The organism is Chrysosporum bergii ANA360D (assembly GCF_029891735.1).
In the GTDB taxonomy this organism is placed as follows: Bacteria; Cyanobacteriota; Cyanobacteriia; order Cyanobacteriales; family Nostocaceae; genus Umezakia; species Umezakia bergii.
Genome location: NZ_JANQDH010000075.1, coordinates 23,415 through 38,325 on the forward strand (window position 1 = coordinate 23,415; position 14,911 = coordinate 38,325).

9 protein-coding genes are annotated in these 14,911 nt (G+C 40.4%); 3 read left to right on the top strand and 6 right to left on the bottom strand.

Translation table 11 applies throughout. The features are described 5' to 3' along the window. Positions 1 to 46 precede the first annotated feature (46 nt). Complete coding sequence (gene ldpA / locus NWP17_RS11110; protein ID WP_280654977.1) at positions 47 to 1,153, top strand: circadian clock protein LdpA; 1,107 nt, start codon at positions 47 to 49, stop codon at positions 1,151 to 1,153. A gap of 40 nt (positions 1,154 to 1,193) precedes the next feature. Continuing rightward, a complete protein-coding gene (locus NWP17_RS11115) occupies positions 1,194 to 2,927 on the top strand; it encodes a R3H domain-containing nucleic acid-binding protein (RefSeq protein WP_280654978.1) in 1,734 nt (577 codons plus the stop codon). A gap of 120 nt (positions 2,928 to 3,047) precedes the next feature. Here NWP17_RS11115 and NWP17_RS11120 read toward each other — a convergent pair whose 3' ends face one another. The 4 genes from NWP17_RS11120 to dprA all read right to left on the bottom strand — a co-directional run bounded on the left by NWP17_RS11120 (position 3,048) and on the right by dprA (position 6,860). Continuing rightward, the gene (locus NWP17_RS11120; protein WP_280654979.1) at positions 3,048 to 3,539 is read right to left on the bottom strand and encodes a Dps family protein; all 492 of its coding nucleotides are present in this window, start codon (positions 3,537 to 3,539) and stop codon (positions 3,048 to 3,050) included. Between the two features lie 27 nt (positions 3,540 to 3,566). Continuing rightward, positions 3,567 to 3,827, bottom strand: a complete 261-nt coding sequence (locus NWP17_RS11125) for a ParB N-terminal domain-containing protein (protein ID WP_280654980.1) — start codon at positions 3,825 to 3,827, stop codon at positions 3,567 to 3,569. Positions 3,828 to 4,035: 208 nt separating this feature from the next. Further along, positions 4,036 to 5,469 (bottom strand): aminotransferase class I/II-fold pyridoxal phosphate-dependent enzyme, encoded by a 1,434-nt coding sequence (locus NWP17_RS11130; protein WP_280654981.1) that lies wholly within the window; start codon positions 5,467 to 5,469, stop codon positions 4,036 to 4,038. A gap of 236 nt (positions 5,470 to 5,705) precedes the next feature. Next, a complete protein-coding gene (gene dprA, locus NWP17_RS11135; protein ID WP_280654982.1) occupies positions 5,706 to 6,860 on the bottom strand; it encodes a DNA-processing protein DprA in 1,155 nt (384 codons plus the stop codon). A 128-nt stretch (positions 6,861 to 6,988) separates the two neighbouring features. Here dprA and NWP17_RS11140 point away from each other — a divergent pair, with 128 nt between their 5' ends. Then, positions 6,989 to 7,363, top strand: a complete 375-nt coding sequence (locus NWP17_RS11140) for a C6orf136 family protein (protein WP_280654983.1) — start codon at positions 6,989 to 6,991, stop codon at positions 7,361 to 7,363. A 136-nt stretch (positions 7,364 to 7,499) separates the two neighbouring features. Here NWP17_RS11140 and NWP17_RS11145 read toward each other — a convergent pair whose 3' ends face one another. Both NWP17_RS11145 and NWP17_RS11150 read right to left on the bottom strand, forming a co-directional pair. Next, complete coding sequence (locus NWP17_RS11145) at positions 7,500 to 10,988, bottom strand: Eco57I restriction-modification methylase domain-containing protein (protein ID WP_280654984.1); 3,489 nt, start codon at positions 10,986 to 10,988, stop codon at positions 7,500 to 7,502. Between the two features lie 187 nt (positions 10,989 to 11,175). Beyond that, positions 11,176 to 14,598, bottom strand: a complete 3,423-nt coding sequence (locus NWP17_RS11150; RefSeq protein ID WP_280654985.1) for a helicase-related protein — start codon at positions 14,596 to 14,598, stop codon at positions 11,176 to 11,178. Positions 14,599 to 14,911: the final 313 nt, after the last annotated feature.

Consider the following 14,911-nt stretch of genomic DNA (forward strand, 5'->3'; position numbering starts at 1 on the left):
TTTGGTGCTGTTGTTGTAGAATGGTAGCAGTAGGCATAATAGAAATGTGGCTGATTTGTTTCCCCCTTTACAATCCTTAAAAAAAGGTCAGTGGTTTAAGCTGATCTGTGGAGCTAGTTTCCAACATCTGCCAGCAGTCAGAAGTTTAGCACTGGCGTATACATTGGCAGGGGCTGACTGTATAGATGTGGCTGCTGACCCGGCAGTTATAGGAGCGGCTCGGGAAGGGTTAGAAGTGGCCCAGGGTTTGTTTCGGGAGGCCAGGGAGCGGGGTTATGGCTATCAAGGCAATTTACCTTTTTTGATGGTCAGTCTCAATGATGGAGAAGACCCCCATTTTCGCAAGGCAGAATTTAATTCTGCTGAATGCCCCAAGGAATGCCCCAGACCCTGTGAAAGGGTTTGTCCGGCACAAGCAATTGTATTTAACGGTATAGATGAGTTTTCGGGAGTTGAAGCTCAAAAGTGCTACGGCTGTGGACGTTGCATACCTGTTTGTCCATATGATAATATTTATACAAAATCACATATGTCGAGCGCTGGCGCGATCGCACCATTGGTAATGTCAAGGGTGGTAGATGCGGTGGAAATTCACACAAAAACCGGACATTTGGCGGAATTTCAGCAATTATGGCTCAAGATTTCTCCGTGGGCTGATCAACTAAAGGTGGTAGCCATTAGTTGTGGGGATGGGGAGGGGATGATTGACTATCTACAAGCAATTACTAAACTAGTGACTCCATTACCTAGTTGTTTAATTTGGCAGACAGATGGCCGTCCCATGAGTGGTGATATTGGCAAGGGGACTACCTTGGCGACAGTGAAGCTGGGGCAAAAAGTTTTGACAGCTAAGTTACCGGGATATGTGCAGTTAGCAGGTGGCACTAATAGTTACACCGTTGCTAAGTTAAAGACAATGGGATTGTTGAAGGGTAATAATTGCCATTCTCAGTCCTATGTTGCTGGGGTTGCTTACGGTAGTTACGCCCGTGTGCTGCTGTCACCAGTTCTCGATCAGTTAGAGAGTCAGGAGGTGAGTCAAACCAATGTTAAGGGGAAATTCCGTCTGGAAGAAAAACCCGAATTACTCTGGCCAGCCGTAAAGCTTGCCTATTCCCTGGTTTCCCAGATCAAGTCACAGCAGGAGCGCTAATTGCTCGTTCATTATCTCTCAAAACGTCACCATAGAAAGCATGACGATTACAGAAGACCTTCAAAAGTTATTGGACATTCTGCCCCAAGACCTGCGACAAGTACTAGAAAGTCATCCCCAACGAGATAGTTTAGTTGAAGTGGTTTTGGATCTGGGTCGTTACCCAGAGGCTCGCTTTCCTAATCAAGCTGAGTATCTGAGCGAAACACCCGTGACTCAGGCGCAAATTGATGATTGTATTCAGCGAGTCGGAACTTTTAGCGGAGATAATCGAGCCGGAATTGAGTTAACTTTGCATCGCATCAGTGCTATCCGTAACCGTAGCGGAAAGATTATCGGTTTGACTTGTCGTGTGGGTCGAGCAATATTTGGTACTATTGGCATGATCCGCGATTTAGTGGAAACTGGTAAATCAATTCTCATGTTGGGGCGGCCAGGTGTGGGTAAAACTACTGCCTTAAGAGAAATCGCCCGTGTTTTGGCGGATGATTTACATAAACGTGTAGTAATTATTGACACATCAAATGAAATTGCCGGGGATGGTGATGTGCCTCACCCTGCCATTGGTCGTGCTAGGCGGATGCAAGTAGCACAACCGGAACTTCAGCACCAGGTAATGATTGAGGCGGTGGAAAACCATATGCCGGAAGTCATTGTCATTGATGAAATTGGTACGGAATTAGAAGCTTTAGCGGCTCGTACTATTGCTGAACGGGGGGTACAGTTGGTGGGTACTGCCCACGGTAATCAAATTGAAAACCTGATTAAAAACCCTACTCTTTCTGATTTAGTCGGCGGTATTCAATCTGTGACTTTAGGGGATGAGGAGGCTAGAAGGAGGGGTAGTCAAAAAACTGTTTTAGAACGCAAAGCTCCCCCCACTTTTGAAATTGCAGTGGAAATGCTAGAACGGCAACGCTGGGTAATACATGAAAGTGTGGCGGACACAGTAGATACTCTGCTGAGAGGTCGTCAACCCAACCCACAAACGAGAACTGTTGATGAGCAAGGCCAGGTGGTGATTACACGGCAGTTATCAGTGGTGAATGGGCGCGGTGGTCAGGTTCCCGCTAGAGAGGAATCTTTGCCATCTGTAGCAACTAAAGGCTGGCGTTCATCTGGACAAATGGTAGCTTTACCACCTTTGTCTTTGGAACCAGAGCGCATCACTGGACGTAGTGAGTTTGACCGCCTGCTGGATGAGTCATTTAGCTACTCTGAGGCTGTTGATGTTCATACCAGTACATACTCAGGACCAAACGGGGAAGATTTGCCACTACACATTTATCCCTATGGTGTCAGTCGCCATCAATTAGAACAGGTGATTGGTGTACTAACTTTGCCGGTGGTATTGACAAAAGATATTGATAGTGCTGATGCAATTTTGGCGCTGCGATCGCACGTCAAAAACCATCCTAAGTTAAGGCAAATCGCCAAGGTCCATCATGTGCCTATTCACATGATTAAGTCTAGTACAATTCCGCAAATTAGCCGTGGTTTACGGCGTTTGCTGAATATGGAAGAGCCGGAAATGACTGATGATAGGGAGTTGCAACTGTTTTTACACAGTGGTACTGATGATGAGATGGATGCTTTAGAAGAGGCGAGACTGGCTGTAGAACAGATTGTAATTCCTAAAGGCCAGCCTGTGGAGTTATTACCCCGTTCTTCCCAGGTACGCAAAATGCAGCATGAGTTGGTAGAACACTACCGACTGAAGTCTCATAGTTTCGGGGAGGAACCAAATCGGCGTTTACGGATTTATCCGGCTTAATTTAGTATTTGGGGATGGGAAAATTTACCATTGTTTTCTCATCTCTTTTCTATGGGATTGAGTTTTAATTTTAGTTGATAGCGATCTGATCCAAAATCCAAAATGCTCCGGTTCCCAGTCTTACTCTTCCAGTAAGCTTCTCAACATCCAAGCGGTTTTTTCGTGGACTTGCATCCGTTGAGTTAATAAATCGGCTGTGGGTTCGTCGTTGACTTCTTCCAAGACGGGGAAGATAGAACGTGCAGTTCTGACCACTGCTTCTTGTCCTTCCACTAGCAATTTGATCATTTCTTTGGCTTTGGGAACTCCGGGAGTTTCACCAATGGAACTCAGTTTAACATATTCGCTGTAGGTTCCTGGTGCGGGGTATCCTAATGCTCTGATTCTTTCTGCAATTAAATCAACAGCTAAGGCTAGTTCTGTATACTGAGTCTCAAACATTAAATGTAAGGTCTGGAACATCGGTCCGGTAACGTTCCAATGAAAGCTATGGGTTTTTAAATACAGTGTGTAGGTATCAGCTAATAGGCGAGACAGCCCGTCGGCAATTTTCGCTCTACTAACTTCGTCAATACCAATGTTAACATTTGTGACTGTTGGTTGAGATGACATATTTTTCTCCTATTGGGTGCTAATAAATTATACTAAGTGCATTCTCAGGACGCTACGGGGAGCTTTACGGATTCTGGCTAGGATTGTTTGTTTACCCAAGCGTTGGCAAGCTTCATAACGGTGACAACCGGAAAAACCATAGTATTCTCCTTCTACTTCCAAGACATCAATGGGTTCTTGCTGTCCAATAGCTGCAATGGACTCCATTAAAGCTTGTACTTTATTTGGCTCGTTTGCGCGGGGTAAAGGCCGTTTAATTTGATTTAGTGGAATTTCCTCAACTCTCATAGTTGTCAACTGGGTTTTTATCTTGTCTTAATTATAGTCGTTATTACTTAAGAGTTGTAAGTTTGTGGCGAATTTTGCCCAAGTGAGGTACATTCTGAGCGGGGCTGTATTAAGCAGCAAGCAAGACTTGTATTTGTACTGAGCGCAGTTAAAGTATGCTCTCAGTAGAAGAGCTTAATTTATAGTTAATAGTTAACGGTTATGTTTTTCATTTTTTCAGGACTTTTAAGGTTTTTAAACTAGTGTCAGCACAACCAGAGATAAATCCGCCTAGTGATTGAATTTGTTGTAAATATTCTAAGGCTGAGGAAGTAATTAACTCTCCTGGCATTAAAACCGGTATTCCCGGCGGATAAGGACAGACTATCTCGGCGCAGATGCGATCGCTTGTTTCTGGTAATGGTAAGGTTTCAGTCACAGCAAAAAAGGCTTGACGGGGTGACACAACTGTTAAGTTGTCATCCCATATGGCTAACGGTTTTTGAGTTGGGGATTTATTAATAGTCTTGCTAGTTGCGAGGGTGATTAAACCTTGTATTAGTTGCTCAATATCAGAGGAGGTGTTGCCGAAGGTAATAATAAAGGTGAGATGTTGCCATGATGCCAACTCAGCTGTTACACCCAGTTTTTCATCCAGAATTTCCTCTGCTGCAAATCCTGTTAAACCCAAGGCGGAAACAGTGACGGTTAAGCGTGTGGGGTCTAAATTTGGCATTTGCAGCAATGATAAGCCGGGAATTGTGCTGATTTTGCTTCTAGCTGTGTCTGCAAGTTGCAAGGTGTGTGACATGAGGGCTTGTCCATGTAATGCCATTTGCTGACGTGCAGCATCTAGGGAGGCTAATAGAATATAACTAGGGCTGGTGGACTGGAGGATTTGTAAGGCTTTGTTAATGCGGTGGTGATTGATCCTGTGGCCTTGGATGTGTAACATTGATGCTTGGGTCATAGCCCCAAGCACTTTATGAATTGATTGTATGGTTAAATCCGCACCTGCGGCTAATGCTGGGGTGGGTAGTTGGGGATGAAAGGCAAAGTGCGCTCCGTGTGCTTCGTCTACCAGTAAGGGGATATTATATTTATGGGTAATTTGGGCGATGGCTGGTAAATCTCCACAAACACCGTAATAAGTGGGATATACTACCAAAACACTTTTGACATCTGGGTGTTTTTCCAGTGCTGCGGTGAGGGCTTGGGGTGTGATACTATGGGCAATATCTAAAACTGGGTCATATTCAGGATTGATAAAGATAGGTGTAGCACCTGAGAGGATTAACCCGGCGATGGCGGAGGAGTGAACATTGCGGGGTAAGATAATTTTATCACCAGGACTACAGGTAGCGAGAATGGCTGCGGCAATGCCACAGGTGGAACCATTGACTAAAAACCATGTTTGTGATGCGCCAAAAGCCTCCGCTGCTAATTGTTGGGCTGCTTGAATTACCCCCTGGGGGGTAAATAAATTATCTAAATTGGTTAGTTCTGTTAAATCCGCTGTGAACACTTTTGCGCCTAGTAAGTCGGTTAGAGGTTGAGCAATGCCTTTTCCGCCCTTATGTCCTGGGGTGTAAAAAGCGGCGTGAGCATGGGTTGTATAAGCTTTTAAGGCATCTAATAAGGGGGTTTGGTGTTGATTGGGCATTTTTTTTAAAACTAAGTGTCTGTAATTTCATTTCAAAAGTATTTTTGTGGAATATAATTAACTAAATCCTCCTGTAACACAAGCATCCTGCTTGTTAAATCTTCTTGTAACACAAGCATCCTGCTTGTTAAATCTTCTTGTAACACAAGCATCCTGCTTGTTAAATCCTCCTGTAACACCAGACTATCATTTACATTTGTGTCTGAGGTGTTTAAGACATACTATGTTTAATAGGTTTAATTTTTTTGATACCTCATTCCTGGTAGTTGGGAAACTAAACCCATTAGTTCTAACTCTAATAATGCACCGGAAAGCAAGCTGGTATTTATGCCTGTTTTTTGCACAATTACATCAAAGGATAAAATATCAGAGTTAATTGCATCTATAATTTGTTGCTGTTCTGGTGATAATTGTGGTAGTTTGGTTGGTGGTGGAATTGGTGTAGGGTTAGTTGGGTGAATTGGGTTAATTGGGTTAATGGTATCTAGTGTATCTAGTTTTGGTATTGCTCCTAGGCTTTTTAGCAGATGGTCTAGTTCTTTGAGGATGGGGGAAGCACCTTGACTGATTAATTTTAAACACCCCTGGGATTGATAATCATCTACTCTTCCTGGTAAGGCGTAAACATCTCTGCCAAATTCGTTGGCGTAGGTAGTAGTTATTATAGCCCCTGACTTATCCGGCGCTTCCATGACTAGCAGGGCGCGGGCTAAACCGGCAATAATGCGATTACGTCGGGGAAAGTGCGTGCGATCTGGTGGGGTTTTGGCTGGGTATTCACTGAGTACAAAGCCTTGATTTAAAATCTGGTTGTACAAGTCTTGATTTTTTCGGGGATAAATAACATCAACACCGGTTCCCAATACTGCAATTGTTCTTCCCCCTGCTTTCAGGGCGGCCAGATGACTTTCTGTGTCAATTCCCTCCGCCATACCGGAAACAACGGTAAAGCCATTTTTAGCCAAGGTTGTGCTAATCATTCGAGTCCAACGTATACCATATTCTGAGGGTCGCCGTGTGCCTACAATGCCTACTAATGGTTTTTGTCCTGAATTTTCTAGGGGTTCGATTTGACCCCGATAGTACAAAACCGTTGGCGGGGTGGGAATTTCTAAAAGTAACCGGGGATAATCTGGTTCTGGTGGTGTCCAAAAGTGGGGGTTTTGTTGCAGGTGTTCGCTCAGTAGTTTTTCAGGCTGTAGACGCGATCGCTGTTGGACTGTTTTTTCTAGGGTTTGAATACCAAAACCTTCAACTGCTGCTAATTCGGTTTTGGTAGCATTCCAAGCTGTGGCTAAAGTGCCAAAGTGTTCGTGTAGCCTGCGGATTAATACTGGACCGACTCCAGAGATTTGTGTCCAAGCTAGCCAATATGCTTTTTCTTCTACCACTATGCTATCCTCACGGTTGAAAAAAGGGAACAGGTTACCCTAGTGTGAGCATACCTCAAATGCGCTCATTACAAGTCCTGCTCGCTGCTCATAACATAATTTAACCACACCAGACACGGAGGAAACTTATGGATATTGTTAACATACTCAAACAAGATTATCAAACATTTCCCGCCCATCAAACATACAGTATTTATGATGAAAATGTTTATTTTCAAGATCCATTGAATAAGTTTAGGGGTGTTAAACGCTATGAGGAGATGATTAAGTTTATTCAGACTTGGTTTATTAATGTCCACATGGATGTACATGATATTCAACGTTTAGGGGACCTTATCAAAACTGAGTGGACACTGAGTTGGAATACACCCCTACCCTGGAAACCCCGCATTTCTATTTCTGGTAGGAGTGAATTATTACTCAACTGTGATAACTTGATTATTTCCCACATTGATTATTGGTATTGTTCACCGCTGGATGTGGTTAAACAGCATTTCGGTTAATTCACATTCCTTAATAATCATGGTTTCAGGCAGATTATATGATTTAATTTCACGTTGTAGGCTCTCTATATACCGGGGAGAGAGGTAGAATACAGATATCATGTGATTGAATTTAGCCGCACAATGGCTTGATTTCTCATGGTTTGGATGTGGGGGTAAAGGTGCGGTAGGCTTGTAGGGCTGCTTGTTTGACTGGTTGGGGAACAAGGGGAAATGTGGTGAGGATGTAAGTAAATTCTTCTTCTGTTAAACCGTATAAGTGGGCTATGATTCCATCTAGTTCTGCGCGCAGGTGACCCCGTTCTGTTTCGTCGGTGACACCGTTTTCATGTGTTTCTATTCCCACTGCTTGGGCGAGTTGGTCAAATTCTGGGGTGGTGCAGATGAGTTTGGCTGCTCTTTCTACTATGTCTTGAAAATATTTATCCCCGGCTGTTAAGCGGGGTACTGGTAGTTGGTATATGAAAAACATATTCAGATTAGTAGTTACTTTCTGGCGCAAAAAATAATCAATTACAAAACTATTAAATATTGTTAGGCTAAATAACATTTCTTGGTTATTTATAGCAATTTGATTATTTTGTAAATATGTCTGTGATACTAATAATGAGTTACCACAAAATACAGATTGGGGTAGAATACTGGAAATTAAAGACCTTTCATTTGTACTAGATGCTACTGACCTAAAACCAAGTCTATATGTTTGATAGTCTAATATTTGACCATGATCAGTTTCATTCTTCCCTAATATAGCCCTTCTTCCTTCTAATTCATCTATCCAATACCTTGGTTGGGCATAAAGGTGAGTGAACTGATGAATCATTTTACCTTCATAAAGGGGTAATCTGCCTTTTTTTGGTTGCTGGTGAAATAATTTACTATCATTGGTCATGTCAAATTCACGACTTAACCGCAAATTCCATTTACCAGTTATTTTTTCACCCAGCAGGGGAAATTGAAGCATTTTTTCAGCAATGCAGATATCTACCTCGTTCTTAAACTCCATCACAGAGAGGGAGTCAGGAGATAATTGACGAATTAGAGGAACTGCTATTTTAATATGTTCATCGTGATTATGTAAAAATATATCCAGTTCATTAACTTGCACCGCTTCTCGCGGGTTGATGCGAAAACCAGACATAAATGAATTTGTCGATCCTCCTTTTTCAAAAGTTAACAAGCAGAACTTAAACCGATGATCTACACCTTCAAAAATAAATCTTTCATTAGAAATCCCAAATACAGCATCAATCTTGGTTTGGGTAAATAACATTTCTCGGAGTTGCTTAGTACCTAAGTCAGTATAAATACCGCTAGGGATCACAATGCCACATTCTCCCTCAGAACGTAGTAAGTTAAAACATTGTTCTACAAATAACTTATAAAGGTTAATGTCTGTGCCAGATTTTTTGCCATTGACAAGGGAAATTTGATTTTTATACTGTTCTGCTGAACGGTAGTAAGCACTGACATGGGGAAATTCACTTTGATATTTTAACCAAGCATTAGCAATTTCTTCATCTTGTAAAAGTTGCTTTTGTTCTTTTTCAAAAGCCTTGATATTCATTTTTTTCTTGGTCACTAGTTCACTATATTGAGAGAAAAACTCTCTGGCGTTGGGTTTAAAGATTTCCCAAGGCGGGTTAGTGATAATTGCATCAAAACCACCCCGTGCTAAAACTTTATCAAAATGATAACCCCAATGAAAGGGCTTTAGTTCTTCTATATCTTTGAGGTTTAAAGTCCGCTTTTGTGGTTTTCCTGTTAATTGCCCTTGCTCATATTTAATACCCAATCGCTGACTAAACTCATCTAATAATAAATTATTTAACTTACCTTGGCATTGGTGGTTGAGTTGGTCAATGTGCTGACGCAACATTAATAATCTATCATCTTGATTTGTGCCTTGTTCCTCACCAGGGAGAAAGGCGTGTTTTTTGTACAATTGAATGGAGTGATTTTTTTCTGCTAAAATCTTTTGATAATTATCTGCTGCTAAGGCTTGAAGTAAATTACCTTGTTGGGATTTTCCTACTGCATCAAAAGCGGTAGCATCCACCCGAATTAAACCAATTAAAGAATTACCCGCCATGATGTTAAAGTCAATGTTGGGCAGTGGTTCTAAATCATCAACAGTATGGGCAGAAGCAACTAACTCTAAAAATAACCGCAGTTTGGCAATTTCTACCGCTTCCGGCATGATATCAACACCATAAAGATTGTTGGTGATAATTTGTTTTTTGATATAATATTGTAAAGAATTATGTGCCGAGCGTTCTTGATGGACTCGCTCTTTCAGTGTGGGATTTGTAATTCTCATGTCAATGGTAGCCATAACATGAGAGTAGATATAAATCAGAGTTTGCATAGCAGCAATTAAAAATGCCCCGGAGCCACAAGCTGGATCTAGTAGAGAAATATGGGGTAAGATATCATCAAGTAAACTTTGACATAAATCAGCATCTAGTTTAGTGATTAAATCATTAATGTTGTCAAACTTACGAGAGGGTTTTAATTGGTTGACTTGGTGCAGAATGAGTTTATTGATGGTGCGATCGCACAAATAGCCAGTAATTTCTGGACGGGTATAGTAAGCCCCAAAAGCCTTTTGATTAATATACTTTTCAAAAATATAACCCAACACATAGGGGTTAATTTCATTATCACTACCTCCTGGGGTATCGTCCAAATTCCAAGAGAATTTAGCAAATAAATTGAACACACTGACAAAAGCCGCATCAGGAATCAAAATATTCTGATATTCTTGCTCAATTTGATGCTTTAAAAATAATCCGCCGTTTAAATATTTGACATTCCCGATTAATGCTTGAGTATGGGGAGAGCGTTGTTGTTCAGGTTTAGCAAAACCTTCAAAAAACAAAGTAGTTAAAAACTCCTGATAAAATAAATTTTCCCCTCTAGCTTTACTTTTGTCTAGTTGATTTTGCAAATAAAAAGTATTATCATCACTAGTAAAGCCCTTAATAAATCCTTTTTTTTGCAAAAAATACACAAACATCAAGCGGTTAAGTAAAACCGAAGTATACAAGCGTTTATCTGCTTGATTATCAATACCCTTAATTAAACTCAAAAAAGTAGTATGTTGTTCTTGAAACTTCTGGAAAAAGCTCTTAGTTACTCGTTCAACATCAAAACCCCTTTGTAACCTCTCAGCAATATCAATAACTGTAATTTCCTCAATTTCCTCAATACCCACTCGCAAGGCGCTAATTTTACTTAAAAGTAAATCTCCAGTTTGACTTTTAGTAAAAACATGATCACGAGGATAAATTTTACTTCCCTCTCGCCTTACCCAATACCACAAAGATTGAGTGCGATTATGATCAATAAAAATCAGCAAATTTTCTAAATGTAACTGAGCAATTTCCCTATAAATAGCCTCAAGAGTCCTAGCGTTAGGAATTTCCGCCCCATTACAGGTGATTTCAAACACAACCGCCCCCGCCAGGGCAGCTATTGGAGAACGGGTATATTTTTGCTCATCAAATTCCATGAACACAGGTTTGTTTACTGCTGGGAACTCCCACCCCAACTGTTGAATAAATAAATCCTGAAAGTTAAAATCTTGTAAAAATTTGCGGCATTGCTGAAAGTTGATGGTCATATTCCCTTATCTTTTATACACAAAAACTTTTTAAATTATCATTAAATTATACACTATAGATTGCACCATAGAACAAAAAAACCCTGATCTTCTCCTCTTTAGTGTCCTTCGCGGCCTTTGCGGTTGATTAAAACAAAGAACTAAGTAACAGCCAACAAGTGATTGTACTCCCTGCTGATAAAAAACCTCACTGCTGAAACAATCCCAAAGAACAAATAATTCGCGGTTCTTGCTTCTCCACTTCCTCGCTAACAATACACAGGCGATTATCTACCTGTAAATCTACCACTAATTGTGCCAACTGTTGATTACTAATACCGCTTCGCAGGTGGCGGTTGAGAATATCGGTGGCTGACTGTCGCAGGGGATAACGGTAAATAATGTCAACTGCTTTGCGTAATTCATCTGTAACTGTAGCTTTCATTTCCTGGGTATAGTTTTTTAGTTTTTCATAGGTGCGAAACCTTGCACCAGAGGGTTTTCCTAACTGACCCCCGGCATTTTTTTCTTCTTTTGCAATTAATTCAGCGCCTTTTTTAATTAACTCATGGTGTTGTTGATTTTTAAGTATAGCTGGGGTAGATTCAGGACAGGCAGCCATCCGCAGAATTGCTAGTTGAGATTGAGTAACATTGTTACCTTCCTGGTCAACATAAATTAATGAATCATTACCATCACTAGTTTTCATATAAAGCAGTACCCCTTCTGGTTGTAGAGGTTGGGGCTGATGGGCGCGGGTAGAATAAACTACGTTGGGCATTTCTTCAATTATTTTTTTTAAAGCTGGGTTATGGTCTGTGGCTTTTTTCCAAATTTGAAAAGCTTCTGAAGTTAAATCTACTTCTGTATCTTCATCACCATCTAAAACCCCGGACTTTTCATTATATAAGTCCAGAATTACTTGGTTAGAATCATCCTCAAAAAATGCCTCATCTGTTCCCACCACTTCGGCGTTTTCTTTTAGTCTTTGGCGCAGTCTTCCCCGTAAATTAATAATCCGTTCTACTCCGTCAGATGGGAGAAAAGAATAACAGAAAATTTTGGCAGCATTTTGGCCAATTCTGTCTACTCGTCCCGCCCTTTGAATTAAGCGGATAATTGCCCAGGGTAAATCCCAATTAACAATTATGGCACAATCTTGTAAATTATGACCTTCACTGAGAATGTCAGTAGATATTAAGATTCGTAATTCTTGGTTTGATGTTATTTCTGCTTTTTTACCATTACTCACCGGGCTAAATCTACTAGTGATTTCTGTGGGGTTTTTACATTCTCCGGTTACTCCAGCCACATTAGTAATATTTGTAGCCAGTAAACTTTCTGTTAAATAATTAACTGTATCGGCAAATTGAGTAAAAATCAGCACCTTTTCATGGGGGTGAGTTTTAGTTAACAGATCAATTAAAGCGGCAAGTTTTGTATCCATCTGGGGTTGCCATTGCCCAAATTCTTGTAAGATATTGATTAAAGCTTCGGCATCTGCTAATAAATCATTTTTGAGTTTTTGAAAGTCAAATCTTCGATAATCTAGCCATTTAAATCGTCGTTGATATCTAGATGTATATTCTTGATAAGTTAATTGTGCTTTTTGGCGTAGGTTTTTGAATTTTAAATTTATTAAATTTATTAAATTTAAATTTAAATTGCTGTTTTCTCCTGCTGCTGAGATATAGCTTTCATTAAAGTTCTCATCATCTTCTGTTTCTGGATCAAATGAAGTGGCTCGGAGTGATTCTGCATCTTCGTCATTATTTCTAGTATCTAATAGTTCAACATCTTGTGTACCTATGGGAATATCTAAACCCTGTTCTATGGCATAGATATAAACAAAGTTACGTAAAATGTGGCGTTCAATTGATTTAATAAAAGCAAAACCACTACTTTCTAAACGTTTAAATAAATTAGTGCGAGAAAAACCTATTAAGTTTCTACCGCGAAATAAAGTATTTAAAATGCGTTTTTCATCTGCTGTCAGCGGTTGTTTATCTTGGGTGATAATGTAATTGCCTAGTCCATAGCGGGGGAAATTAAGTTGATTAATTACATCTACTATGGATGCAGAATAAAGTTGAGAGTAGCGATCTGAGTTGGGATCTGATGAGGTAAATTGAATAGTACGGGGTATGCGGTCTGGGAAATGAGAAGTATTACCGTTGGCAAATTTTAAATATTTACGCCCATCTTCGGCTACTTGGGCATAATTATCTTTAATAAATGAACGGGTACGCCGTACCATATAGCGTTTCATTAATTCTCGCCAGTCGTCGGGATGTTCGCTTTTTTCAAAGGCTGCTAGGGAACGGACAGAACATTGATGCCTTTTATTAAACTCTAATTCTCCTAATTCTCCGCCCCCTAGTTGATTAATTAAAGCTTCTGGTCTAAATCCCAAGTTTTCATCTTCCGGGACAAATAGCCGCAATTGGGAAGAAATGTCTAAATAAGTTTTATTATAGGGTGTGGCAGACAAAAGAATACATTTACTTTCATTAGTGGTAATATATTCAGCAATAGTTTTATATCTTTTACCTTCTCGATTACGTAAATTATGACTTTCATCAATTAACACCACTCGGTAACGTCGTAGTTTGGCTAACTCATTTTGTACTTGACTGATGGGCATAACTTCAGCAATTAGCCGATATTCCCTCACGTACTCTCGCCACATTTCTGTTAAGGTTTTTGGACAAATAATCAAAGTTTCTAAATAACAATCTTCTTGTAATATTTTGGCTAAAGCAGTTCCTACTAAAGTTTTCCCCAAGCCTACCACATCACCAATAATTACTCCTCCACGCTTGGTGACATGACGGGCTGCTAACTGCACAGCGGCTTTTTGGAAGTCAAATAAGTGATTAAATTCACTGGGGATGCGAAACTCTGAAATGCCGGCGATGGCCTCGTGGGATAAATGGTAAGCAATTTTGAGGTAGATATGATAGGGGGGTATTAACTCTGGTCTAGCCCAACTTTCATCAATAATTTGAGCCAGTTCTTCAGAAACATCTATACAACCGTAACTTTCCCAGCGATCTTCAAACCATTTTTGTAGTTTATGGCAAGAGTCATGATCTAAAATATCAACGTTTAATTCTCCTTGTTTGACTAAACCAGATAATGTCAGATTACTGCTACCTAAAAATCCTACTATGGGTGTATTGGGGTCTTGACGATGAACAAGATATAATTTGGCGTGCAGGGGATGCTCTAAAAATAGTTTAATAATTAATCTTTTGCTTTTTAGCTGGTGACTTAACCGCCTTAAGCCGGCTTCGTCTTGATTACTGGGCGCACCAATGGTTAACTGCTGGCGAAATTCAGCAGCTATGCGTTTTCTTAACTGATTAATGGAACTGTTATCTAGTTTTGATGCAGTGGTTCCCAGGCTAAATTCGGTATTAATGATATCTTTGGGTAAACGCTGCATTCCAATGAGTAGCCGACAACAACTCACATCGCCGCCTGGGTATTTTTCAATTAAATCATCTATTTTCTGCCAACCCCTGAGATTAAAATAACCCACACAGAAATCTGCTCTGCAGGAGATTTCCAGGGTATCTCTCAATATAGCTAATAATTCTAGGTCTATGTTATCAAATATGCGGGGCATGGTTGTAATTTTACTACGGTAGTAGGCAAGACTTGTACTGAGCTTAGTCGAGGTACTTGTAATATTACAACAACCTATTCCCTTTGTTAAGCAGCGAGGAAGATGCTCACACTACCATAATTTATTCCCTCATAATTTATTCCCTGTTCCCTCTTCAACTTATTTTCTGCAAACGGTTGTTGACATACTCACCGACCTTCAAGGTCAGTGATTCTTGACAGTTCACAGTAACTCGCTGTCGAAACAGTCTTACAGTCACTCCCTGTCCATTTTAGGTCGTGCCGATGCCCCATGCCGACCATTTCTATATTCT

Bases quoted from the DNA above. Each gene is read 5' to 3' on its own strand.
- NWP17_RS11140 (WP_280654983.1), top strand. From the start codon at position 6,989: ATGGATATTGTTAACATACTCAAACAAGATTATCAAACATTTCCCGCC.
- NWP17_RS11120 (WP_280654979.1), bottom strand. From the start codon at position 3,539: ATGTCATCTCAACCAACAGTCACAAATGTTAACATTGGTATTGACGAA.
- NWP17_RS11125 (WP_280654980.1), bottom strand. From the start codon at position 3,827: ATGAGAGTTGAGGAAATTCCACTAAATCAAATTAAACGGCCTTTACCC.
- NWP17_RS11130 (WP_280654981.1), bottom strand. From the start codon at position 5,469: ATGCCCAATCAACACCAAACCCCCTTATTAGATGCCTTAAAAGCTTAT.
- NWP17_RS11115 (WP_280654978.1), top strand. From the start codon at position 1,194: ATGACGATTACAGAAGACCTTCAAAAGTTATTGGACATTCTGCCCCAA.
- NWP17_RS11150 (WP_280654985.1), bottom strand. From the start codon at position 14,598: ATGCCCCGCATATTTGATAACATAGACCTAGAATTATTAGCTATATTG.
- NWP17_RS11145 (WP_280654984.1), bottom strand. From the start codon at position 10,988: ATGACCATCAACTTTCAGCAATGCCGCAAATTTTTACAAGATTTTAAC.